Source organism: Terribacillus sp. 7520-G, from assembly GCF_002271665.1.
Taxonomy (GTDB): Bacteria; Bacillota; Bacilli; order Bacillales; family Amphibacillaceae; genus Terribacillus.
The window spans coordinates 62078-85875 of record NZ_NQFP01000019.1; the positions used below are offsets into that span (position 1 = coordinate 62078).

General features: G+C 48.3%; 30 protein-coding genes and 1 other annotated feature. Of the genes, 3 read left to right on the top strand and 27 right to left on the bottom strand.

All coding sequences use genetic code 11. The features are described from left to right. Window positions 1–51: 51 nt before the first annotated feature. From CHH53_RS07550 to CHH53_RS07560, 3 genes are all read right to left on the bottom strand, one after another. Window positions 52–435, bottom strand: a complete 384-nt coding sequence (locus CHH53_RS07550; protein ID WP_095215513.1) for a LapA family protein — start codon at window positions 433–435, stop codon at window positions 52–54. An 85-nt stretch (window positions 436–520) separates the two neighbouring features. Further along, window positions 521–2779, bottom strand: a complete 2259-nt coding sequence (gene secDF / locus CHH53_RS07555; RefSeq protein ID WP_095215514.1) for a protein translocase subunit SecDF — start codon at window positions 2777–2779, stop codon at window positions 521–523. A 151-nt stretch (window positions 2780–2930) separates the two neighbouring features. After that, on the bottom strand, window positions 2931–3227 hold the full coding sequence (locus CHH53_RS07560; RefSeq protein ID WP_095215515.1) for a post-transcriptional regulator: 297 nt from the start codon (window positions 3225–3227) through the stop codon (window positions 2931–2933). Window positions 3228–3347: 120 nt separating this feature from the next. On the opposite strand from CHH53_RS07560, the gene spoVB reads away from it, so the two are divergent. Further along, a complete protein-coding gene (spoVB, locus tag CHH53_RS07565; RefSeq protein ID WP_095215516.1) occupies window positions 3348–4895 on the top strand; it encodes a stage V sporulation protein B in 1548 nt (515 codons plus the stop codon). Here spoVB and CHH53_RS07570 read toward each other — a convergent pair whose 3' ends face one another. Further along, entirely contained in the window at window positions 4896–5558 is a 663-nt protein-coding gene (locus tag CHH53_RS07570) for a DUF421 domain-containing protein (protein WP_233134936.1), read from the bottom strand. A gap of 113 nt (window positions 5559–5671) precedes the next feature. Between CHH53_RS07570 and CHH53_RS07575 the strand changes: the two genes are divergently transcribed. Continuing rightward, window positions 5672–6043 carry a TIGR04086 family membrane protein gene (locus tag CHH53_RS07575; protein ID WP_095215517.1) on the top strand — a complete coding sequence of 124 codons (372 nt, stop codon included), beginning with the start codon at window positions 5672–5674 and terminating at the stop codon, window positions 6041–6043. Between the two features lie 32 nt (window positions 6044–6075). Here the strand turns inward: CHH53_RS07575 and yajC are convergent, their stop codons facing one another. The 7 genes from yajC to CHH53_RS07610 all read right to left on the bottom strand — a co-directional run bounded on the left by yajC (window position 6076) and on the right by CHH53_RS07610 (window position 11003). After that, a complete protein-coding gene (gene yajC, locus CHH53_RS07580; protein WP_095215518.1) occupies window positions 6076–6339 on the bottom strand; it encodes a preprotein translocase subunit YajC in 264 nt (87 codons plus the stop codon). Between the two features lie 16 nt (window positions 6340–6355). After that, window positions 6356–7492, bottom strand: a complete 1137-nt coding sequence (tgt, locus tag CHH53_RS07585; protein ID WP_095215519.1) for a tRNA guanosine(34) transglycosylase Tgt — start codon at window positions 7490–7492, stop codon at window positions 6356–6358. A gap of 29 nt (window positions 7493–7521) precedes the next feature. Further along, window positions 7522–8550 (bottom strand): tRNA preQ1(34) S-adenosylmethionine ribosyltransferase-isomerase QueA, encoded by a 1029-nt coding sequence (gene queA / locus CHH53_RS07590; protein WP_095215520.1) that lies wholly within the window; start codon window positions 8548–8550, stop codon window positions 7522–7524. A 22-nt stretch (window positions 8551–8572) separates the two neighbouring features. Further along, complete coding sequence (locus CHH53_RS07595) at window positions 8573–8773, bottom strand: DUF2905 domain-containing protein (RefSeq protein ID WP_095215521.1); 201 nt, start codon at window positions 8771–8773, stop codon at window positions 8573–8575. Next, entirely contained in the window at window positions 8770–9771 is a 1002-nt protein-coding gene (gene ruvB, locus CHH53_RS07600; RefSeq protein WP_095215522.1) for a Holliday junction branch migration DNA helicase RuvB, read from the bottom strand. The genes CHH53_RS07595 and ruvB overlap by 4 nt, the downstream gene beginning before the upstream one ends. Window positions 9772–9783: 12 nt before the next feature. Next, complete coding sequence (gene ruvA / locus CHH53_RS07605) at window positions 9784–10398, bottom strand: Holliday junction branch migration protein RuvA (protein WP_095215523.1); 615 nt, start codon at window positions 10396–10398, stop codon at window positions 9784–9786. 119 nt (window positions 10399–10517) lie between these two features. After that, the gene (locus tag CHH53_RS07610) at window positions 10518–11003 is read right to left on the bottom strand and encodes a BofC C-terminal domain-containing protein (protein ID WP_095215524.1); all 486 of its coding nucleotides are present in this window, start codon (window positions 11001–11003) and stop codon (window positions 10518–10520) included. Between the two features lie 166 nt (window positions 11004–11169). Between CHH53_RS07610 and CHH53_RS07615 the strand changes: the two genes are divergently transcribed. After that, window positions 11170–11379 carry a hypothetical protein gene (locus CHH53_RS07615; protein ID WP_095215525.1) on the top strand — a complete coding sequence of 70 codons (210 nt, stop codon included), beginning with the start codon at window positions 11170–11172 and terminating at the stop codon, window positions 11377–11379. A gap of 39 nt (window positions 11380–11418) precedes the next feature. Here CHH53_RS07615 and safA read toward each other — a convergent pair whose 3' ends face one another. The 16 genes from safA to mreC form a co-directional block, all read right to left on the bottom strand. After that, window positions 11419–12492, bottom strand: coding sequence for a SafA/ExsA family spore coat assembly protein (gene safA / locus CHH53_RS17830; protein WP_198946031.1), 1074 nt, complete (start codon window positions 12490–12492; stop codon window positions 11419–11421). Window positions 12493–12581: 89 nt separating this feature from the next. After that, on the bottom strand, window positions 12582–13445 hold the full coding sequence (gene pheA, locus CHH53_RS07625) for a prephenate dehydratase (RefSeq protein WP_095215526.1): 864 nt from the start codon (window positions 13443–13445) through the stop codon (window positions 12582–12584). Window positions 13446–13463: 18 nt separating this feature from the next. Beyond that, a complete protein-coding gene (locus tag CHH53_RS07630) occupies window positions 13464–13913 on the bottom strand; it encodes an ACT domain-containing protein (protein ID WP_095215527.1) in 450 nt (149 codons plus the stop codon). A 27-nt stretch (window positions 13914–13940) separates the two neighbouring features. Then, window positions 13941–15221: a GTPase ObgE gene (gene obgE, locus CHH53_RS07635; protein ID WP_095215528.1), complete on the bottom strand. Its 1281-nt coding sequence runs from the start codon at window positions 15219–15221 to the stop codon at window positions 13941–13943. A gap of 12 nt (window positions 15222–15233) precedes the next feature. Beyond that, window positions 15234–15764, bottom strand: a complete 531-nt coding sequence (locus CHH53_RS07640) for a Spo0B domain-containing protein (RefSeq protein WP_095215529.1) — start codon at window positions 15762–15764, stop codon at window positions 15234–15236. Window positions 15765–15891: 127 nt separating this feature from the next. Further along, window positions 15892–16182 (bottom strand): 50S ribosomal protein L27, encoded by a 291-nt coding sequence (gene rpmA / locus CHH53_RS07645; RefSeq protein WP_038561650.1) that lies wholly within the window; start codon window positions 16180–16182, stop codon window positions 15892–15894. 14 nt (window positions 16183–16196) lie between these two features. Next, window positions 16197–16526, bottom strand: a complete 330-nt coding sequence (locus CHH53_RS07650; protein ID WP_095215530.1) for a ribosomal-processing cysteine protease Prp — start codon at window positions 16524–16526, stop codon at window positions 16197–16199. Window positions 16527–16534: 8 nt separating this feature from the next. Then, the gene (gene rplU, locus CHH53_RS07655) at window positions 16535–16843 is read right to left on the bottom strand and encodes a 50S ribosomal protein L21 (RefSeq protein ID WP_095215531.1); all 309 of its coding nucleotides are present in this window, start codon (window positions 16841–16843) and stop codon (window positions 16535–16537) included. Between the two features lie 11 nt (window positions 16844–16854). Continuing rightward, window positions 16855–16923, bottom strand: a sequence feature (ribosomal protein L21 leader region). 36 nt (window positions 16924–16959) lie between these two features. Continuing rightward, window positions 16960–18372: a ribonuclease E/G gene (locus CHH53_RS07660; RefSeq protein WP_143594480.1), complete on the bottom strand. Its 1413-nt coding sequence runs from the start codon at window positions 18370–18372 to the stop codon at window positions 16960–16962. Window positions 18373–18380: 8 nt separating this feature from the next. Continuing rightward, a complete protein-coding gene (locus CHH53_RS07665) occupies window positions 18381–19235 on the bottom strand; it encodes a site-2 protease family protein (protein ID WP_095215533.1) in 855 nt (284 codons plus the stop codon). Then, window positions 19222–19986, bottom strand: coding sequence for a M23 family metallopeptidase (locus CHH53_RS07670; protein WP_095215534.1), 765 nt, complete (start codon window positions 19984–19986; stop codon window positions 19222–19224). Before CHH53_RS07670 ends, CHH53_RS07665 begins: the two co-directional genes overlap by 14 nt. A 176-nt stretch (window positions 19987–20162) precedes the next feature. Then, entirely contained in the window at window positions 20163–20768 is a 606-nt protein-coding gene (locus CHH53_RS07675; protein WP_095215535.1) for a trimeric intracellular cation channel family protein, read from the bottom strand. A gap of 73 nt (window positions 20769–20841) precedes the next feature. Further along, a complete protein-coding gene (gene minD / locus CHH53_RS07680) occupies window positions 20842–21639 on the bottom strand; it encodes a septum site-determining protein MinD (protein WP_095215536.1) in 798 nt (265 codons plus the stop codon). After that, the gene (gene minC / locus CHH53_RS07685; protein ID WP_095215537.1) at window positions 21632–22318 is read right to left on the bottom strand and encodes a septum site-determining protein MinC; all 687 of its coding nucleotides are present in this window, start codon (window positions 22316–22318) and stop codon (window positions 21632–21634) included. The genes minD and minC overlap by 8 nt, the downstream gene beginning before the upstream one ends. A 35-nt stretch (window positions 22319–22353) precedes the next feature. Next, window positions 22354–22893: a rod shape-determining protein MreD gene (mreD, locus tag CHH53_RS07690; RefSeq protein WP_095215538.1), complete on the bottom strand. Its 540-nt coding sequence runs from the start codon at window positions 22891–22893 to the stop codon at window positions 22354–22356. Continuing rightward, entirely contained in the window at window positions 22893–23789 is an 897-nt protein-coding gene (mreC, locus tag CHH53_RS07695) for a rod shape-determining protein MreC (RefSeq protein ID WP_095215539.1), read from the bottom strand. Before mreC ends, mreD begins: the two co-directional genes overlap by 1 nt. Between the last annotated feature and the right edge of the window lie 9 nt (window positions 23790–23798).

A 23798-nucleotide genomic window follows, 5' to 3' on the forward strand; every position in this document is an offset into this window, starting at 1 on the left:
AGACCCCCTAACCAAGCCATTATACTAGAGCCTGGTCAAGGGGGCAATCGATTATTGCCTGTATTCATCTCTCATTCTTTCGGAAGTAGGGTACGTATTCGTTGTCGGATCGGAAATATTCGTCGTTGTCCGTTCCGGCTTCTCATGCCCCTGTTCTGCACGTTTTTCCTGCAGTTCCGTGATTTCTGCAGCCTTTTTATCATTCTCCTTGCGTAAAGCGCGTACTTCCCTTGTCAGCTTGAACACACGCAACCCTCCTACAGATGCTGTAATCAGGACGCCCATCAAAACGGAGAACAGAATGATCAGGATCAGCGGAGCTGAACCTGTACCGAATAAATAGTCCACCTGCACACTATCTACGTTGATAACTGCGAATATTGCAATAAGTACTGCAAAAATGACTGCTAGAATGATATACCATTGTGCTTTCATTTACTGACTCCTTTCCAATGCGGCTACTTATACATTCCCCATTATCCAAAAATTAACCCCCGTTTTTCATACGGGGGTCATGTCATCAAACCTGTGGTCCTTCGACTTTCTTCTTCTCCTCGTGGACGATCGGCTTTTGGTCGATATTCCTTCCTCGCCAGACGAGCCACAGCTGTGCAGCGATGAAGAGGGAAGAATATGTTCCTGCCGCCAAACCGATGACAAGGGCGATCGAGAAGTTCGTGATCGAAGCAGCACCAAATATCCAGAGGATGATTGCCGCTACGATCACCGTCACTACTGTGTTCACACTGCGTACGAGTGTTTGCAGCAAGCTATCGTTGACGATTTTCGCAAGCTCATCAAACGTCTTGACTTTCCGTTTGATCCGGATATTCTCTTTGATCCGGTCAAACGTCACAATCGTGTCATTTATCGAATAACCGATGATGGTCAAGATGGCCGCAATGATAGTGACATCGAATTCCAATCTGGTGATACTGAAAATCGCCAGGATGAAGAAGGCGTCATGCAGCAAGGAAATGATTGCCGCCACGGCAAATTTGAACTCGAAGCGGATAGTCGCATAGAGGACGATACCGATCGAAGCGAAAATGACTGCATACAAGGCATTCTTCGCCAGTTCCTTACCGATGACCGGAGATACTGTGCTTATGCTGGGAGCATCTCCATAAGCTTCTTGAATTTCACCCTTAACATCGGTTTCCTGATCCTTGGTCAATGTTTCCTCCAGCCGGACAGAGGCATGCTTGCCATCTGCCGATAGCTGCGTTTCTTTGGCAGTCAAGCCGATATCCTCGATCTGCTGCTCCACCTGCTCGGTCGTGACAGCTTGATCTGAATCAAATTCGACACGTGAGCCGCTGGTAAAGTCGATGCCAAGATTAAGCTTGAAGATGCTCAGACAGATGATGCCGGCAATGGTGAGTGCAATCGAGAAAGCGAAATAAGCTTTGCGATGCTTCACAAGGTTCAGCTTCATCCCATAAAAAGTGACATCTCGTTCTTCTTTGTCACTCAGCTTACGGATGTTTTTCTTGGATACTCCAAACCAGCCTGGTCTCTTATCAAAGGCGCGGCTTTTCACCATAAGGCTCAGCAACGCACGTGAACCAACGACGGCGGTGATGAAGCTGAGCAGGATACTGATGATAAGTGTCGTCGCAAATCCTTTGATGGAGCTGGTACCGAAGATGAATAGCACGATACCGGCAATCATCGTTGTGATGTTGGCATCGGTAATTGTGGCCAAAGAATTTTTATTACCAGCTTTATAAGCCGCCTTCAAAGATTTGCCTGCCTTCAGCTCATCCTTGATACGTTCATATGTGATGATGTTCGCATCCACTGCCATCCCGATACCGAGAATCAAGGCTGCTATCCCAGGCAATGTCAGCACTACGTGGAGCAGGTAGAAGACAACAATGTTCAAATAAGCGAATAGTGCCAATGTGATCGACGCAATCAAACCAGGCAGTCTGTAATAAACGATCATGAACAGCAGGATAAGGGCAAATGCGATGTACCCTGCAAGCATTGTCTGATCCAGTGCATCCTGACCGAATTGAGCCCCGACAGAGTTGGAATACACTTCATCCATCTTCACCGGAAGGGAACCGGCGTTCAATAGATCGGCAAGCTCCTGCGCACTTTCGACTGTGAAATCACCTTCAATTTGCACCGATTTGCTATTGATGGCTTGGGATACTGCCGGAGCGGATATGAATTTCTGTTCGTCCTCAGGCTTTTTCGCTTCCTCTTCATACGAGTCCCCATCCTCATAATCAAGCCAGATGACCAGCCTGTTATCCGGGAATGAACGCTGTGAAAGTTCACTTGTCACTTCACCGAATTTGGAAGCATCCTTCATCTCCACTGTCACCAGCGGCTGATTCGTTTGCGGGTCGAATGCCTGCTTGGCGCTGCCTGCCTCGATATCCGTACCATTCAGATATTCTTTATCTTCTGTGTCACGGAATGATAGATTGGCAGTCGTCGACAGCATTTCACGAGCCTGGTCCTGATCTTTCACCCCGGCAAGCTGCACGCGGATCCGATTCGGCTGTTCAATGTCGATGCTGGTCTCACTGACGCCAAGGGTATCGACTCGTTCGTTCAATGCCTGTGCCGTGGCATTCAAGGTCGCTGAATCTATCTTATCCCCTTCTTCCAGCGGGCTTACTTCGTAAAGGACCTCGAACCCGCCTTGCAAATCCAGTCCTAAATTTAAATCCTTTGCTATTCCTTTAATCGTCGTGCCCATTCCTCCCAAAAGCAATAGGACGATCAAAAAGAAGGCAACGATTCTGCCTCTTTTCACCATGATGCAACTGCCTCCCATGTTCCGTCAAAACGAAACCTAAAATACTGCAGATGAACATCTGCAAAATTACTTGTATGTACATGCTGTACCCATCCGTCAAATACTCACATAGTATAGAAAAGACAAGCCAGCACTGTCAACTTTTCCTATATCAGGATTGACCATTGATGGCCGCTATCGACGCCATCAGATCCTCATCTTCCTCGTAGACGGACATGGTCAGATATCCCATATACACCGATACACTAAGCTGCATGATATCAGCTACCACTTCATATAATCGCTTCGGCTTGTCTATCTCTTTCTTCCACACCTTTTTTTCCATACAGCTCCAAATATCCGCAGCGGATGCTTTATCATAGCCCAGCAGATGGAATTCTTCCTTCTTGCTGATCACGGCAGGCATCACTTCCGACTTCCATTCGTTCACTGTCTTTGATTCGTACACATTTCTACCTCCTCAACCAACTTGCCTCAGTTCTGTACAGGCTAGTCATGCTTGGCCATATCTCATGCATACATTTAATTGTATCCGAAAAACAATTATTTGAGAAGGCAGGTTGTCGATGTGACGAAGCAGACTTTTCTACAAGGGGCACTCATCCTGATTGCTGCCAGCTTGATCACTCGCTTCCTTGGATTCGTGAACCGGATTGTCGTTGCACGTGTCATGGGAGAAGAGGGGATCGGCTTATACATGATGGCGATGCCGACATTATTCCTGGCCATTGCCATCACCCAATTCGGTCTGCCCACCGCTATCTCGAAAAGAGTGGCAGAGGCAGATGTCCGAGGAGATAACGAACAAATCAAGAAAATCGTTGTTGTTTCCCTGACTGTCACTCTCAGCATCAGCATTGTATTTGTCGGCCTTCTTTATTTTGCAGCCCCATTTCTTGCGGACAAGCTGCTGAAGGATGCGCGAGTCATTTACCCGATGCTGGCCATCGGGCCCATCATCCCGATATTGGCGGTTGCCGCTGTGCTGCGAGGTTATTTTCAAGGCAAACAGAACATGAAGCCGCAGAGCTTCTCACAGGTGATCGAACAGATTGTCCGGATCAGCTGTACGGTTTATCTCGTTAAATTCTTCCTGCCCTACGGAGTTGAATTTGCTGCCCTAGGCGCGATGATATCCGTCATTATCGGGGAGTTCGTTTCCTTGCTGTATATGCTCCGCCAATTCAAGCGAAAGAAGAGCGTGAAAATACGCTCTCAATTCGTCACTGCCTTAAAAGGCGGCAAGCAGACCTTGGAGCGCCTGTTTTCAATAGCATTGCCTGCAACAGGCAGCAGGCTCATTGCCAGCGGCACACATTTCCTGGAGCCGATACTCACAGCTCAGAGCCTGGCGCTGGCAGGAGTTGGAACGGCACTGGCAACCAGGCAGTATGGGGAACTGACAGGCTATGCCCTGCCACTTTTGGCTCTGCCGACATTCATCACCAACTCGTTGGCCACTGCCCTGCTGCCATCCATCAGTGAAGCAAACGAACAGAACCGACACCAATTCGTCCATTATCGGATTCACCAAGCGATCCGGCTCAGCTTCGCTTCAGGTGCGATTGCAACGGTAGTTCTTACAGTATTTTCCGGGCCAATCCTGCATTATATGTACGGCAGCGAAAGCGCAGAGCGATTCATTCTGCTGATGGCACCTTTTTATATCATGATGTATATCCAGATGCCGTTAAGCACCGCATTGCAGGCTTTGGATGCAGCAAAAGCCGCAATGTGGAATACAATCATCGGTGCAGGAGTCAAAATCATCCTGCTTGTCTCTTTGGCCTCCAATGCTAAATTCGGAATCATCGGTGTCGCTATCAGCATGATCGTCACAGTGGTTCTGATCACTTTACTGCATTTAATCTCATTGGCCCGTGTCGCCGGCTTTCGGCTGACACTGAAGGAAATTGCTCAAATGCTCGGTTTGTTGGGATTGACAACTTTTACTGCACAACTGCTGAAGGGTATTTTCTCAAGCTCACTCTATGAGCTGCCGGCATTTCTGCTAGTACTGCTCATCCTTCTCTTTCTCTACCTCTTGTTCATGCTAAGTCTCGGTTTCATTACGAGAGCAGAAGCAGAGCAATTTTTATCAAAAAGGAAAAAATGATCAGCGGTCATCCTTGCGGTCAATAAACCAGCTATGATCCTGATCGAGTGTACAAAATGAAATGGAAGCAAGATCAGGATGGCCGTGCCGTTTCATCTCACCGCGGAGCCAAGATTCCGACTTACCAAGCTCATCCAATACATCGTGCTGGATCTTGCCATCGATGATTAGCGGTGATACAAAACCGCTGCTGCCTTCAGCAGTATCCCGTTTCTCGAACACTGATAGCTCACCCGAGGTCTCCAGGATGGCAAAATCCACATCCTGTATGCTTTTTGTTCCGTTTTCGCGCAGCTGCTGCTGCAAGTCGGAGAAGCTGTAACGCTGTCTGCGCATCTCATGCTCGTCTATCCGCCCTCTGTTGATGATGATCGATGGTTTTCCTTCCATGAAATCACGCATCTTTGGAAATTTAAGGGATAAAAATGCAGTACTTCTCTGGATGATCAAAAGTATTACCATCGGAATGATAAAATGCAGCAAATCGCTGCTGGGATCCTCAATCGATAATACTGCAATTTCGGCTAACATCAAATAAACGACCAAATCTATGATGCTCAATTCACCAATTTCCCGTTTCCCCATGAGACGGAAAATGATGACGATGACAATATACGAAAGAATCGTCCTTCCAACAAGCGACCAATCCAATGCATCGAACAAAACACCCGCCTCCTTTTTATTTTATTATTTTGTGTCAGGAGACAGGTTCTATACGTTCTGAATCAGAAAGGACATGCATAAAGTAGCCATATAGACATACTGGGGGGATTTTTGTGAAGAAAAACGTACAAGCGATATTGTATGGCTGGATCACCGTTTTCGCGCTTCTATTATTCATCAGCTTTACATTGGCATTACTATTGCGTTTCACGGAGCTTGGCGAAGGAATGCTGGACTGGACGACACTTGGCGCAGGCATCCTCAGTCTATTCATCGGAGGGCTGATTGCCGGGGTGAAGGGTGAGGATAAAGGCTGGCTGCTTGGCGGCATGACCGCGATAGGCTTTTCCCTATTCATCCTTCTCTATCAATACCTTGGATATCAAGTAGGCTTTTCAGGAACACAGCTGCTCACGCATGGCGGGTTCCTGGCAGCAGCCCTGGTCGGCGGCATGATCGGTGTCAACATTAAAACGAGCACATAAAAAGACAGGAGAAGGATCTCCTGTCTTTATCTTTACGCTTCTGAAGGTTTGACGTCACGGATTGCATTGCGGTCGAATGTCAACTTACTGCCATCATCCGTAGTAAGGACTACAGACGCCTCGTCTATCGCATGCACCTTCCCATGTAAACCACCGATGGTAACGATGCTGTCTCCCTTTTTCAAATTAGCCTGCATTTCTCTAACCTGCTTCTGACGCTTCTGCTGCGGACGAATCAACAGGAAGTAGAAAATAACAAACATTAATACGATAAGTATTATACTTTGAATATTCATTCACTGCTCCCCCTTTCTAGAAATTCTTCGCATTCGGCTTGTTGAAACCATAACTCTCGAAGAATTCGTCTCGAAAATCGCCAAGCCGATCCTCTTTGATCGCCTCTCGTACTTTTCTCATCAATTCTATCAGAAAATGCAAGTTATGGTAAGTAGTAAGTCTAAATCCGAAAGTTTCGTTACATTTGATAAGATGACGAATGTAAGCGCGTGAATAATTCTTGCATACCTTACAGTCACAATTCTCATCAATCGGACCAAAATCACGAGCATATTGCGCATTGCGTACAACAAGACGGCCATTGGATGTCATGCAGGTCCCATTGCGGGCGATCCGGGTCGGAAGCACACAATCGAACATATCGATACCGCGGATCGCACCATCAATCAAGGAATCCGGCGATCCTACACCCATCAAGTATCGCGGCTTATCCTGCGGCAGCCATGGCGTGGTGAATTCCAATACACGGTTCATGACGTCCTTCGGTTCGCCGACAGACAGACCTCCGACTGCATAGCCAGGGAAGTCCATGCTTACAAGATCCTGAGCGCTCTGCTTCCGCAGATCTTCATACTCCCCACCTTGCACTATCCCGAAGAGACCTTGTACATCCGGACGGGCATGCGCAGCCAAGCAGCGCTCCGCCCAACGGCTTGTCCGCTCTACAGATGCCTTCATATAATCGTATGTCGCTGGGTACGGCGGACATTCATCGAAGGCCATCATGATATCGCTGCCGAGGGCATTTTGGATTTCCATCGCTTTCTCCGGAGAAAGGAAAAGCTTTTCCCCGCTGATATGATTACGGAAATGAACGCCTTCTTCCCGGATATCACGAAGATCGCTCAGACTGAATACCTGGAAGCCGCCTGAATCGGTCAGGATGGCACCATCCCAGTTCATGAATTTATGCAGGCCGCCTGCTTCGCGGATAATCTCATGTCCCGGACGGAGCCATAAATGATAGGTGTTTGATAGAATGATATTCGCGTTAAGTTCGGTTAATTCCTCCGGACTCATCGTCTTTACCGTTGCCAGTGTCCCTACCGGCATGAAAGTAGGCGTTTCGAAGCTCCCGTGGGGCGTATGTACGATACCGAGCCTTGCGCCTGTTTGCTTATCTTGTTTGATGAATTCATAACGAATTGCCATATTATAGTAGTTCCCTTTCTATTCTCGATCTATACAATCAGCATCGCATCACCGAAGCTGAAGAAACGATAACGCTCCTCTACTGCTGTCCGGTATGCATCCAGGATGAAATCCCGTCCTGCAAATGCGCTGACCAGCATGATCAAAGTTGATTTTGGCAAATGGAAATTGGTTATCAAGCCATCGATGGCTCGATACGTAAATCCAGGATAGATGAAGATATCCGTCCATCCGCTTGCGGCGACGAATTTTCCGTCATGGTCCCGTGCGATTGTTTCCAATGTACGTGTGGATGTAGTCCCGACGGAAATGATCCGACCTCCGTTTTCACGGATTCGAGTCAGCTGATCTGCCGTTTCCTGGGACATTTGATAAAACTCGGCATGCATTTCATGTTCTTCGATGGATTCCACACTGACGGGACGGAAGGTTCCCAACCCAACATGAAGGGTGATGAATGCAATTTCAACGCCTTTTTCCTGAAGATCCGCAAGCAATTCCTTAGTGAAATGCAGACCGGCTGTCGGCGCGGCTGCAGAGCCTTTTTCCTTGGCATACACAGTCTGGTAGCGCTCTTGGTCAGGAAGCTGCTCTTTGATATATGGAGGCAGCGGCATTTCACCAAGCTCCTCCAATACCTCATAGAAAATACCATCATATTTGAATTCGATGATTCGTCCGCCATGCTCCAGCAGTTCCTTGCATACCGCTGTCAGCTTGCCATCGCCGAAGGATAGCTCCGTGCCGACTTTGACCTTCTTGGCCGGTTTGACCAAAACTTCCCAGCTATCCCCTTCCATTTGCTTGAGCAAGAGGATCTCCACTTTCGCCTGCGTGTCTTTCTTGATGCCATACAGCCGCGCAGGCAGGACACGTGTATCATTCAGGACAAGGCAGTCCCCTGGCTTCAAATAGTCACCGATATCGGCAAAATGGCGATGCTCCATCGTACGCGCTTCCCTATTCAATACAAGCAGCCTCGATGCTGTCCTGTCCTGAAGCGGCGTCTGGGCGATCAGTTCTTCTGGTAAATGAAAATCATAATCCTTTATATCCATACCTGTTAACTCCTAGTCTGTTTCAGCGAAATTTGTTGAATAGGAACATGATAAGCGACAGTACGATACTGACGACAATCGATGTTACGATCGGAAAATATACTGTCGTGTTCCCTTTCTTAAAAACGATATCTCCCGGCAGTCTGCCAATGAACGACATGATGATGCCGATCACTATACATACAACGCCTATAAGGATAAAGATTTTTCCAATGCCGGTCAAGTACCTGGCACCTCCCGGTTGAAATGGGCATAAGCAAGCGGAGTGACAACCCGGCCGCGCGGCGTCCGCTGGATGAAACCGATCTGCAGCAAATATGGCTCATACACATCTTCTATCGTCTGGGACTCTTCCCCGATCGTCGCACTGATGGTATCGAGCCCGACCGGCCCGCCGCGGAACTGATCCATGATGGTCGTCAACAGCTTATGATCGATATGATCAAGGCCCTTTTCATCTACCTGCAGCTGGTTGAGCGCTGCATGGGTCGTGTCCTGTGTGATGCAGTCTTCTCCTTTGACCTGTGAAATATCACGGACCCGTTTCAGAAGGCGGTTGGCAATCCGCGGTGTCCCCCTTGATCGCAATGCGACCTCGATGGCAGCCGACGGCTCTATTTCGACATCGAAAATAAGTGCTGTCCGCTCAACGATGCTTGCCAGATCCTCCGTGTTATAAAATTCCAGGCGGCTCAACACGCCAAATCTGTCCCTTAAGGGAGCGGATAATAAGCCAGCACGTGTTGTGGCGCCCACCAATGTAAATGGCGGCAAATCAAGACGGACACTGCGGGCGCTGGGACCGGTCCCGATGACAATATCCAGACAGAAATCTTCCATGGCTGGATATAGTATTTCTTCGACTGCACGGGGCAGACGGTGAATCTCATCGATGAACAGCACATCTCCTGCCTCCAGCGAACTCAGTATCGCTGCCAGGTCCCCTGCTTTTTCGATTGCCGGCCCGCTCGTTGCCCGGAACTGCACCCCCATTTCATTGGCGATGATCGAGGCCATCGTCGTCTTCCCTAAACCAGGAGGTCCGTAAAGCAATACATGGTCAAGCGGCTCATCCCGCATCTTCGCTGCCTCGATGAAGATCGCCAGGTTCTCCTTTGCCTTATGCTGACCGATGTATTGTTTCAATGTGCTCGGGCGCAAACTGAGCTCGATCACTTCGTCTTCCTGCTTCAATTCGTTCGTAATCATGCGATCTTCCATCTTCGCACTCCTTTATTTCTTTTGACTTAACAAAGCCAAACCTTTCTTGATCAGATGATCAGCACTGTCGCTGTCTTCCTTTTTAAGTTGCGGCAAAACAGCTTTGATCTCGCGCTCCTGGTAACCGAGCGCCCGCATCGCATCTTCTGCATCCTCCAGAGCAATGCGTTTCTTTGCAGTATTGCTCTGGCTTCCTGCCGATGCCTCGATGGCTGTGAGCGAAACCATATAGACAAGCTTGCCCTTCAGATCGAGTATCATCTGTCGCGCCGTCTTCTTACCCACACCCTGAAAGCTTGTCAGGAATTTATCATCTTCCCTTTCGATGGCAGCCACGAATTCCTCGACATTGACACCAGCAAGGATCTGCAAGGCGTTTTTGGGTCCTATCCCCGAAACTCCAAGCAGCTTTTGAAATAAAAACTTATCCTCTGTATTTTTAAACCCGAATAAAGTCTGGGCATCCTCCCGTACATAATGGTATGTATGGACGAGCGCTTCCTTTCCTTCTTCCATCTGGAATTGAAAGGGATTCGGGCATATGATCTCATAACCTACCCCATGTGCTTCCACAAGCACCGCTTCATCTGTAATTCCAGTAATCTTGCCTTTGACATACGCTATCATGCTGTTTCTCTCCTACCTGAATCAATAACTTCTTTCTAGTTTACCACACAAGCGTATGTTCGTATAAGATTATAGGCGAAAAACAGGAAAAGGACCTTCCCTTCCCAGGAAAGATCCTTTTAGCTTGGCAGTGCTTCGATATCATTTTTGGAACGAAATGCCTCCAGGACATCTTCATAGACTTCTTTTGATTGAATCCGGATGCCATCCTCCAGCTGTTTGGCTTGATGGCTTTCCAATTTGCCCTTATTTATCTGATAAAAGGACTGGATGGCCTGCTGATCGATGGGCCGGCCTTCGAATATCGTAAGCTTTCCTTTATAAATGCCGAAATAACCGTTCTTCTTCAATGCCGGTGAGATATCCATCACCTCTTGTTTAAAAACGACTTCCCCCTCTTTCTGCGAAACGAGCTGCCAGTCATGGTAGGTTGACCAAAAATCCTCCATCGCATATATTTTCTCCCGATGGGTCACCTCTGTCTGCTTGCCATCAATATATTGACGCTGCAATACGACCTTCACTTCCACCGGTTCCGCTGCTTGCCCTGCCATGATTGGAACGATTAAAAGGAAAAGCATGCAAAAGACTGAAAAACGTCTCATGACCTTCCACCCCTATTCCGATTCTTTTTCTTCATTTTTTCCCATTAACAGTTCTTTATCCGATTTTTTTCAAAAAAAATTCATTTAACCGTCACTTTTTAGGTTTTCTTTTCGATTATATGTGGTAGAGAATTAGAAAGTCATAGACAAAGGCGGGATGGTTATAGTGAGGAACGATGCGCAGCAAAAGTACCTCCGCTACGTGGAAGCGAAAAGCGAAGCAAATATGGCGAGCGTTTTCTCCGAGGAAAAAGCGACCCTGATACTTAGAAATCACATACAGAACGCCGGATTATCCAAAGCAGAAGTACTTGCTATGGAAGATAAGTATCGCCAGGATATGCATCGGATTTTCGAGGAACATGGTATATTATAAATGAAAGCCCCTTCAACGGAAGAAGGGGCTTTTTTCATTTCATTTATTATCCTGTTCATCCCCTGGCAAATCCTGGGCAGGGGAAGGTTCATAGAAATCGGAAAGAGGTGGCTGTACGCCGTAAGGATCTCTTCTGTATTCAGGCTGAGCTTGCTGATACGGCGGCGCTGCAGGAAAAGGTATATCCGGACCGCAGCAGGAGCGCATCGGTGTTTGCGGATAGAAGTAAGGGATTGGTTGATTTACCGCAGGAGCTTGGTAATGGCGGCCCTGCATCTGTTGACCTTGCTGGTCCCAGTATCCTTGTATCTGCTGGCCTGGCTGACCTCCTTGCTGGCTCCAGTCACCCTGCATCTGCTGACCTGGCTGGCCTCCTTGCTGGCCCCAGCCTCCTTGCATCTGCTGACCTGATTGGCCTCCTTGCTGGCCCCAGCCTCCTTGCATCTGCTGGCCTGGCTGACCTCCTTGCTGGCCCCAGTATCCTTGCATCTGCTGGCCTGGCTGGCCCCCTGGCTGGCCCCAGCCTCCTTGCATCTGCTGGCCTGGCTGACCTCCTTGCTGGCCCCAGTCACCCTGCATACTTCCACCACCTTGATTCTGCATGCTTCCATCTGGCGACTGCGGTATCAGCCAGCTTCCATTCATTGACTGCGGATAGGAAGGCTGGCCGTGCATTTGCTGACCCTGTCCCCAACCCGTACTTGGCTGATGTGTCATCGACTGCGGCAATCCTCCCATATAACCTTGCTGCTGCGGCATACCCGGATATGCACCGCCACCTTGATCCGGCGCGGACATCTGCGGCATTTGAGGCATGATGGGATATGGGGCAGCAGACATATCATCCTCCTGGATTGCCGGTGTATCATGGAACGTTTGAGCTGGTGATTGCTGCCCTGTGTTTCCAGAGGCTCCCGTTCCAGCTTCCGAGCGGATAACTTCTTCTTTTTCTACTGCTTTGGTTGTTGTCGGTATCTTCAGCTTCATACCCGGAACTGCCAATTCCGGTTCACGAATATGCCCGTTCATTTCCCGCAATTCATCAAAGCTGACACCATATTTGTTTGCGATACTCCACATCGTGTCACCTTTTTGTACAATATGAATCTTCAAATCTGAAACTCCCCTTTCATGAACTCACGCATTACTCCATCATCTTATGCATCAAATTCAAAAAGGTTGAAATAGAAAAAGCCGGCACGTCATGATTTCGCGCCGGCTTTTTCCTTATACTGATGAATCGGGTAGCTTCCAAGTACCGTAAGACTGCAGCCTAATGCTGCAATTTCCTGCTGGACGCCTTGGAAAAGAATATCTTCTGCTTCACAAGTCACATCCATTATGAAGAAATAATTACCAAGACCGGTTTTCATTGGTCTGGATTCAATTTTCGACATATTGATCTTCCGCCACGCAAAAGCTGCCAATACTTGATGCAGGGCTCCTGCGTAGTCGTGAGGAAGCGTTACATACAAAGATGTTTTTCTTTGATTCCCAGTACTGATTGTCTCTGGGATGTTGGCTTCTGGCCTCGCCAAAACGAAGAAGCGTGTATGATTATTTGCATAATCATGGATGTCTTCTTGCAGAATCGTCAGACCGAATTCTTTGGCAGCCAGTTCATTACCGATGGCAGCTGCAGGCTCTTCCATACCGGCAACCATCTCAGCTGCGGTCCCTGTGGAAGAAGTTGCATGGGTTGCTGCTTGTGGAAGCTGTGTATGCAGGAACTGATGGCATTGTGCAATCGCATGACTATGAGAATACACTGTTTCTATGTCACGAAGCTCCAGCTTCTTGTTCGTCAATAAATGCTGCCGTATCGGGATGACAATCTCCCCAATAATCGGCAATTGCACTTGATGGATCAGATAATCCATTGTAATCGGCACTGTACCCTCGATCGTATTTTCGACTGGGACGACACAATAATCCATTTCCCCATTTGCGACAGCATCCATACATTGCGGGATCGTCGCATAGCTATAAGCTTCTTCATCAGGGAACAAGGCATCGACTGCCATTTTCGTGAATGTTCCCTTTGGTCCTAGATAACTGATCTTCATATTCCTCTGCTCCCTTGCCTAAGCTTCCGAACTCAAAATCTCCACTTTATCTACGTATTCCAATGCACGAAGCTCATCCAGCAATGACTGGATATCCGTATGCATGCCCGACGTATTCAATGATATGGTCACATTGGCTCTTCCTTGCAAGGGAATCGTCTGGTGAATCGTCAGGATATTGCCGCCTGACCGTGCCACGATGGCCAATAGCTCTGAAAGCGTCCCTGTCCGGTCCTCCAAATGGAAAAAGAGCGTGATCATCCGCTGCTTCACCATAGCCCGGAATGGGAACACCGCATCCCGATATTTATAGAACACACTGCGGGAAAGATCGACCTGCTGCACAGCATCGAAAACTGAAGCAACCTTTTTGCGCTCCAGCAACTCCTTTGCCTGCAATGTCTTTTTCATCGATTCCGGCAGTACATCACTGCGCACAAGATAAAATTGCTCTTCCTTCTCTGCCATACTCTCCCCACCTTGGCTCATACAAAATCAATCTACAAATTCAAATTCGTATTCCAGCAGGCGAATGGTATCGCCATCTTTCGCTCCCCGCTTGCGCAGCGCTTCATCCACGCCCATACCGCGCAGCTGTCTGGCAAAACGTCTGGCAGCCTCATCGCGGTTGAAGTCCGTCATCTTGAATAGCTTCTCGATTGGTTCTCCGTACAATACGAATGCACCATCTGGATCACGCGTGATTTCGAATGGCTTCTCTGATTCTTCGAAACGATAGACGACACGCTCTGTTTGTTCTTCTACCGGTTTTTCGATTTTTGGTATCTCATCCAGCTTGTCCGCAATGGCATATAATACGTCCTGAAGTCCATCTCGGGTGATGGCGGATATCGGAAATACATCGATTCCCTCCGGTATTTTCTCTTTGAACACAGCCAAATTCTCTTCCGCTTCCGGAATATCCATTTTGTTGGCGATGATGATCTGCGGACGCGCTGGCAGATCTTCATTATATTCCTGGAGCTCTTTATTGATCGTCACGTAATCATCGTACGGATCCCGGCCTTCTGTCGATGCCATATCAATCACATGAACAATGACACGAGTCCGCTCGACATGACGCAGGAACTGGTGACCAAGCCCGATTCCTTCATGCGCTCCCTCGATCAATCCTGGTAAGTCAGCCAATACGAAGCTGCGCTGATCTTTCGTCTCCACCACACCCAGATTCGGTGCAAGCGTCGTGAAGTGATAATCCGCTATCTTTGGCTTGGCGGCACTTACAACGGATATGAATGTGGATTTCCCCACACTAGGGAAGCCGACTAGTCCGACATCGGCAATCAATTTCAGCTCGATCTGCAAATTACGCTCCACGCCGGGTTCGCCATTCTCCGCAAAGTCGGGCGCAGGGTTGCGCGGTGTGGCAAAGCGTGAATTCCCGCGGCCTCCGCGGCCCCCTTTTGCAATGACCGCTTCCTGTCCGTGTTTCGTCAAATCCGCTATCAATTCCCCGCTATCTTCATCGCGAACCAGCGTACCCGGCGGCACAGGCAAAATGAGCGGCTCTGCATTTTTCCCATGCTGCCCTTTACTCATTCCATTTTCACCGCGTTTTGCTTTGAAGTGACGCTGATAGCGGAAATCCATCAACGTGTTCAAACCTTCGTCGACTTTGAAAATGACATCCCCGCCATTACCTCCGTCGCCGCCTGCAGGACCTCCGAGCGGAACATACTTCTCTCTACGATAAGCGACTAGGCCATTGCCTCCGTCGCCTGCTTTCACAAATACCTTGACCTGATCTACAAACATAGTTTCACCTCATCAATTACACGTCAGTACGATGGTACAGCGTGATTTCTTCTCTGGTAATGATTCGATCTTCACTTCCAGTACATAGTCCTTCTGGCCGATCATCTGCAGATTATCCCAGCCTGTGAACGCCCCCGAAAACGTCAGCTCGATGACTGGCTCGCCTTCCCTTGTCTTGACATGGAGCAACCCTTCATACAATTCCATCTTCTGCGCGCTGTAGCTTAGTGCATCCACAACTGCTTCTAAGTTTTCTCGGATCTTCCTGTCATATTCCCAAATCTTCGGTATGGACTCATCTACTTGGAATTTAATCCGGAACTGGGTGTAGGTCCAATTGAAAGAAAGGATCCAAACGAAAGTCTCCGGGATATTCAAATTGGAGAGCTTACGTTCCTCATCCGCCAAACGAATCGATTCCTCGATTTTTTCCTGTACCTTTTCATCCTTGCCTAATTTGGAATAGCTATGTAGGAGTTGGAGCCGATTCATCCATTCATGGCGTGTATATCCTAACAGCGTCATCACTTCATGGTATTCCAACTGTATTCCTCCTTTAAGAAGAAGCAGTCGAGAGGGCAACTCTTCTTCATAAACAATATGTGGTGCAATTAGATGTGGGTTAGAAAAAAAGACCCTAACCCGAAGGCTAGAGTCTCTCTGGCAAACATTAAGCTTCTTGAGCTACCGGATATACGCTGACCTTCTTACGGTTACGGCCGTAGCGTTCGAATTTGACAACACCGTCGATTTTAGAGAACAAAGTGTCGTCGCCTCCTTTTCCAACGTTTGTACCTGGGTAGATTTTTGTACCGCGTTGACGGTAAAGGATAGATCCGCCAGTAACAAACTGACCGTCGGCACGTTTAGCACCTAGGCGCTTGGATTCAGAGTCACGTCCGTTTTTGGAGCTACCAACACCCTTTTTGGATGCGAAAAACTGTAAATCTAGACGTAGCATAGTGGTGCACCTCCTTATTGTTCGATGATTCTTATATGCTTCCCATAGTCCTGTTCAATCGTTTGGAGCGAGACGAGCATAGCTTCCAGCAGAAGAGACGCTTTATCAAGCTGCTCCTCGGACAAGTTATCGGGAAGTACCACTTTCAGATACCCTCCGTCGCCGCCCTGCTCAACTTCCGGCTCAAACTCACCGAGAACGAAAAGGCCATTCACCGCTCCGAAGCTAACTGCCGAAACAGCTGCACATACAAGATCGTAGCCATAAGGGCCGCTTTCCGCATGTCCGCTAAGCTCGAAACTATGAATATCCTCCTCAACACGGTTTATTGTAACAGTAATCATGGTTCGCCTTACGCGTTGATTTTGCCGATTGTCAATTTAGTGTATGGTTGACGATGGCCTTGTTTGCGTTTGTAGTTTTTCTTCGCTTTGAATTTGATCACGTTGATCTTTTTAGCGCGGCCTTGTTTTTCAACAGTTGCAGTAACCGTCGCACCTTCAACGAATGGAGCACCGATTTTCACATCGTCGCCGCCAACTACCAATACTTTGTCAAAAGTAACTTCCGCACCGTTTTCTGCGTCCAATTTCTCAACGTAGATAGTTTGTCCTTCTGTTACTTTAACTTGCTTACCACCAGTTTCAATAATTGCGTACATAACGCACCTCCTCTATGACTCAGACTCGCCATCACAGGCGCCATAGGCTTCTGACCTGATCTGAGCGGTTGTAGCACGGGTGCTAACCTCGTGTAACATACTGATGTTATCATACATCAAAAAAGATTGTCAAGGCTCTGCAGCCCATCTCTTTTCACAGAATCCCAATCTGATTCTGTCAAGGATAGCCCCTCGGCATCCGTAAATCTCGCAAACACATCTGCATGGGCCTGACTGCAGTTTGTCAGGTGTAGGAATTGCTTGATATGTTCCTTCTTGCCTGAGAGGACATATGCCCTATCTGCTGAGAGGCTGCTGATTTCCCGCTCCAGCTGGAAGCATTGTGTCTCAAAGGAAAGGCTCCTGCTGATCGGAGCTTGCAGCTGCTCCATCAAGGAAGGGCGCTCTCGCTTCCTCGACATTTCCAATATGCCCAGCTTCGTGAATCCATGGACCTCCGTCCGCTGGGAATCCTGCTGGAGTGCCTGACGGAATGTTTGCAGGACAGCCCGCTGCTGATCCTGCCTTTTCATGGATACAAAATCGATCAGGATGATCCCGGATAAGTTGCGCAATCGAATTTCCCGGGCAATTGCCTTTGCTGCCAGCTGATTGACCATGACGGCTGTTTGATGCTTATCCGAGTGCCCTGTATAACCGGCACTATTCACATCGATGACTGTCATCGCTTCCGTTTGATCGATATGCAGCGTGATTCCTCTGTCAATGCTGACAACCGGTGAAATAAGCTGCTCCCAAAGCAAAGACAGCGGCTGGGGAAGGAGCGCAGCAGCATCCCGTTCCCATCTGACTTTCCCGGCGTATTCCGGAAACTGTCCTCGGAGCAGCCTCGCGTGGAAACCGTCATCCACCACTATTTCACTTAAAGCACCGGCTGACATCCGGCGGAGCAGCTGATCCGGAATAAGCGCATCACGGAAGATTTCCGCAGGGGCCCGAGCATCATCACCCGATAACGTATGCCACTTTGTCCGCAGATGTTCCAGTTCTTCCAATAATGCCTCTTCTGTTAGTCTATCTGCTTCCGTCCGCACGATGACCCCTTCACCTGGCATTAACAGGCCCGGCATTTGCGCCTTCCATTTCCGCGCCTGCTCCTCCGGCAATTTTTTGGAGACAGCCACATAGTTTCCGTCCGGCAGATAAACAAGCGCATCACCGGGGATGGTTATATTGGCTGAAAGCTTTGCCCCTTTTGTCCCAAATGCATCTTTTTGAACCTGTACAAAAAGTGTTTGTCCTTCGCGAACCGCCTGCTCGATGCGAAGTGATGGATCTTGTTTGCATGCCGGGACTTCCTGCCGCTGCAGGAACCCTTGCCGCTCGTCTCCAAAGTCGACGAATGCCGCTTGCAATCCCTGATCGACATGCCGGACAATTCCTTTATAGATGCTCCCGACTTTCGAACCCATACCTGGCCTCTCAAGAAAGACCTCTTGCACCTGTCCGCGCTTCACTGTCAAAGCCACTTTTTCTGTCCCTTTACATAGTATATATAATGATAGCATCGTTTTCCTCACTGTCTATTTTGTCGCAGGATATCCCCCACCGTACAATGTGCATGTTTCCTTTTGAAATACATATCACTGCACTGCTGTTCATCCAGGATAGCATTTTTCTCTTTCACGACTATCAAATGCCGTCTGTTCCTCCTGTATTGGGAGAGCACATCAAGAAGAGCCGTGTCCGACGCTGCAAAAATCGGGGTGCTGATTCCGCTTATCGGCCCGTAAGTAGCACGCTGCAGCAGGAAACGCAAAAACACATAATAACGTCGTTTCCATTCTAGCCGATTTTCCCACATTAGAAAACAAAGAAGACCGACGGTACTCAATGTAAAAGGCATTGCCATGCAAACATAAAGAAGTGCAGCTGCTCCGATCATCCAGCTGATGAGGATAAGGACAGTATGCGCCTTCCGGTAGGGCAGCTGCATGGAAAGAATCAATCCGATCAGCTTGCCGCCATCCAGCGGCCAGATCGGCAGCAGGTTGAACAGCAATATGGTCGTATTGTACATCATGGCTGTTTCCAGGACAGCTTCAGGGACGGATGTGGCAGTAAGCCCGTACATAACGCCATACAAAACAAGATGAACAGCCGGTCCAGCCAGGATGACGACCGCCTCTTCCATGGCCCGCCGGTTTCCTTGTTCATCGGTTTCCATCACACCGCCAAATACCCATAACATGATGCGGCGGATACGCCAGCGAAAATGACGCGCTGCCAAAAAATGCCCTAATTCATGCAGCAGGACGATCACGAACAAAACCAGCACTTCCATGAGCATGCCGGTAAATACCCCAATGAGCAGAAATCCCCAGAAAACCGGGTGCAGGTGAATAGGCGGGAGCCAGTTACGGCGCGTCAACTGGTGTCTCCTGCATCGGGTTCAAATACTTATTTCCCTGCTGGATTGCAAAATAGACAGATTGGGCATTTTGCTCATTCGGCACGAATTCACCGATTTTTTCATTAGTGTCGATCCGCTGGTATTGATTCACCTCGATGGCATCCAGATGGCCATAGATACTTTTGCTCTTATCCGCATGCTGCAGGATGATGGTCTTTCCTGTTTCTTTATCATTTCCTGCGAAAATGACGATTCCTTCATCGACTGCCACTACATCAGTCTGCCGCTCCGATTCAATCAAAATACCCTCCTTTGATTCTTCGAACGGCTGCACGACAGTCCCATTCACCGGCATTGCCTGCCCCTCAGCTGCAGCATCGCCATCTGAACCCGGGCTCAGTGCCACCGGATCACCGAAACGTTCCTGATACCAGCTATTGACGGTCGCGAAGGGAAACTCCTCTGTCAGAGCAGTGAGCACGGTCCCCTTTGTCTTCTCTATTAATGGATGGTTCGCCTGTAAATAAATAGCCGTACCAAAAAACAGACTTGCAGAGAGGATCAGCCTGAACATGAACCGGGAAGCGAACTTCGAGTTATCCTGTGGACTTGGCGGATCATATTTTGGACTCGATGGGAATCCATGTGATTCCTCCTCATCGACTGTAAATGATCTGACTGTATCCGCCATGCCTTTTTGGATCTGTTCCCCCTTCCGCCGCTTACGCTCAGCTATCCCTTTTCGTACCGTATGCAGATTCTTTCCCATAACGAACCCCTCCCTCTCTCCTTCTTTGTACAAGTCTATGAAGGAAGCGGACAAGTTATTAAAACAAGCGAAAAAAGCCTCCCTTTGAATCAAGGGAGGCTTCCATCATTTCGGCACTGCCGACAATAGGAAACGATGCTGTCTGACATGCAGAAACCCGTTCTTTATGCTGATCCTTATTGATAATGCATCTTCGGTACCGGCAGCTGCCATTTCCGGTGGAAGGAATAGATACGCAGGAAGATGATGACTGCAAACAATCCATAAAGCAAGATGGGATGATCGGCAGCACCAAGGCCGATGACAAGACCGGCCAACGCAGCCCAGCTTCCATAGATTTCGGCTTTGAAGACATATGGTTTCCTGCCAGCCAGCACATCCCGCAAAATACCGCCTCCGCTCCCGGTCAAAAAGGCTGCAACCATGATTGCCAGCAGACTATGATTCAAACTGGCAGCATGCAGTGCGCCCTGGATGGCAAATGCCGCCAAGCCGATTGCATCGGCATACAAGCCCGACTTTTTCCATGAATAGCTGACCCATTTAGGAAAAATCAGGATGACGGTAATCGATAGGAAAGATATATAGAATAATGTCGTTTGGGACCATAAATAAGAGACAGGCAAGCCAATCAGCAAATTACGGATGGCCCCTCCGCCAAATGCTGTCACAAAACCCAAAATATAAACGCCGAATACATCATATTTCTCATCCATGGCGACGAGGGCACCACTGATGGCGAAAGCAGCTGTGCCAATGATACTGAAAATATCCCATGTCATGTTGTACATTCCCCTTGTGTGTAATGACAAAAAAACCCGCAACTCCGACAAGAGCTACGAGTTCATTATAAGTTCATTTACTTTTGGAAAAAAGCTTTTTCAATCGGCTGAACATGCCTTTTTCACTTTCAAAGCTCATAAGCGGTACCGACTCTCCCAAAATACGCCGCGCGATGTTACGATACGCAATACTTGCCTTGGTATTTGGATGGAAAGCGACTGGTTCCCCGTGATTGGAAGCTTTGATCACTTCATCATCATCGGCCACGATACCAAGCAAGTCGATCGACAGTACTTGGACTATTTCATCCACTTCCAGCATGTCGCCTTCCTGTACCATATGATTGCGGATCCGGTTGACGATCAGTTTAGGCGATTCGATATCCTCCTGCTCCAGCAAGCCGATAATGCGATCTGCATCACGTACACTCGGTTTCTCCGGTGTGGTGACGACGATCGCTTTATCCGCTCCTGCTACAGCATTCTTATAACCCTGCTCGATACCGGCTGGACAGTCGATAAGAATGTAATCGAATTCCGGCTTCAGCTCGGCTACGATTTTCTCCATTCCCTCTGGTGTCAAATCCGATTTATCACTAGTTTGGGCAGCTGGCAGTAAGTATAGATGATCGAAACGCTTGTCTTTGATCAATGCTTGCTTCAGCGAGCATCTGCCGACAATTACATCGATGATGTCATAAATGATGCGATTTTCAAGTCCCATCACAACATCCAGATTCCGAAGACCGATATCCGTATCAATCAAACAGACTTTTTTCTCCATCAGTGCAAGCGCTGTTCCCAGATTGGCCGAAGTAGTCGTCTTCCCTACTCCTCCCTTACCGGATGTAATAACGATTGCTTCACCCATTTAACATTCTCCTCTCGAAACTGCTGATGCCCGGACGTTTGCGAATCACTGCCTGCAAACGATCGATGATGATCTTTTTCTCTTCCTCATCGATGTGTCCGCATTCCATATAAACACCATCCGTCTCATGATCAGGGGCACGGCTGATATAATCCGCTATACGAAGCTGCGTCGGATTCATATAGGAAGCAGCGATGACAGCATCAGCGTTGCCATCCTTTCCAGCATGCGCAATTCCAAGCAGATTCCCCATGACAAAAATATTCCCTGTAGCTGTCACACAGCCACCTGGATTCACATCGCCAAGCAGCAGCAAATCCCCCTTCACTTCCAGTACCTGACCGGAACGGACGACGCGGCTGATCGCTTTCACCTCAGCCTCTTCCTTCCATTCATTAGCCTTTTTCTTCGTAATGACATCAGAATGGATCGATTCGACCCGAAGGCGCTGTTTACTGGTAATCATCTGACGGAGGGTTTCCTCCTGCTCTTCGTACAGATATCTGTTGCCTAACTGAATATGTACACTGACAAGATGATCAGCAGAATCAATGCGATTTGCTTCAAGCTTCTCTTCCAATTCCTTCAGCAATTCCTCGAAAGAACAGGCATCATCCATATGCAAGGTCAGCCCTTCCCGGGTACCTTTGATCGTGATGATCTGTTTGTTTCCAATCAAGATGGTCACCTCCGTTCGTCGTCTGATTTTCTTCTCTATAAGCTAGTCGTTCTTCTGAGCTGCGAATCGGACCATTTCTGCAGAGGTTTTTGGAAAATCAGATACAAGATTACAAGCATGATAAGGTTGGCACCAAGCGTCGGCAAAAGACGCTGCACTAAATAAGCACCGAATCCGATCGGTGTGATGCCGATAAGATGATAGATAAGATAGCCGATGGCATCGGCAAAAACGATCGATAGCACCCCCAGCAGTGCAGCCACAAAGATATTGCCATGCAGCACTCTGCGAAGTTCCAGTATCAAGTAGATGCTGAAGCCATAAGTGAACATATAAACACCCAGCATATCCGTATATACGATATCCTTCAGCAAACCGAAGATGATCGCATATAACAAGCTGTAATACGTGTTATCCAAATCATAAAGCATCGCGATCAGCACAAGGAATAAAAGACTCCAATGCGGAATCAGCCATGTGTCACCGCCAATGAACTGCTTGGGCAGCAGAGCAGTGGCCACACCCTCAAGCGACACGATCAGGAGCATGATGAGCGGCAGATACAATTTTTTCATTACAGCCCCTCATCTCCATTGCCGGAAGAGGCTTTCTCGGACGCCGCATCGACGACGATGACTTTATCGATATCATACAGATCAGCTGTCGGTTTTACGTGGACTGTCTGCGACAAGCCATATTGGTCAAGCTCTACGGAATCCACTTCCCCGATCGGAAGGCCTTTAGGGAATACACCGCCAAGTCCGGATGATGTCACAAGCGAGCCTTCTTTGATCTCCAATTCCGGCTTCACGCCCGTGAACAGGAGCATGCCGTCCTTTTCATCGTAGCCTTCGATCAAACCGAAAATCGTATCTTGCTTTTCTCCGTCTTTGTTTTCCCCTCCGGAGATCTGGGCAGAAATCCGGTTTGTTTCATTGAATCCGCTCAATAATTGTACGGAAGCAGTGCTGCGGCTGACATCTTCAATCTTGCCGACCATGCCGCTGGCTGTCATGACAGCCATATTCGCTTCGATACCATCGTCGGAACCCTTATCGATCGTGAGCTGATCGAACCATCCTTCTGGACTGCGCACGATGACATCGGCAGGAATCGGATCATAGTCCATCGATGTGTATTGATTAAAGGCTTCATTGGATTTCTCCAATTCATCATACTGCTTCTCCAATTCCTGATAACGGAAGAGCAGGCCTTTATAATCGTCCACTTTCGATTTCAGCACCTGATTTTCTTCGTAAGTATTCTTCAAGTCTTTGATATTCGTCATTACCGTAGAGGTGAACTGTGCAGGCTTGGAGAAGATATTCTGCACGAACCCTACGGTATCGCTGATCAATTGTTCTGGTAATGTCTGGCTGCTCCGATCCCTGGTTGAAAAGCCGATCAATCCGACCAGGATGATGATCGCAATCAGGAACAGGAACATCCGTTTTTTCTTAAAGAAATTCATAACTCACCC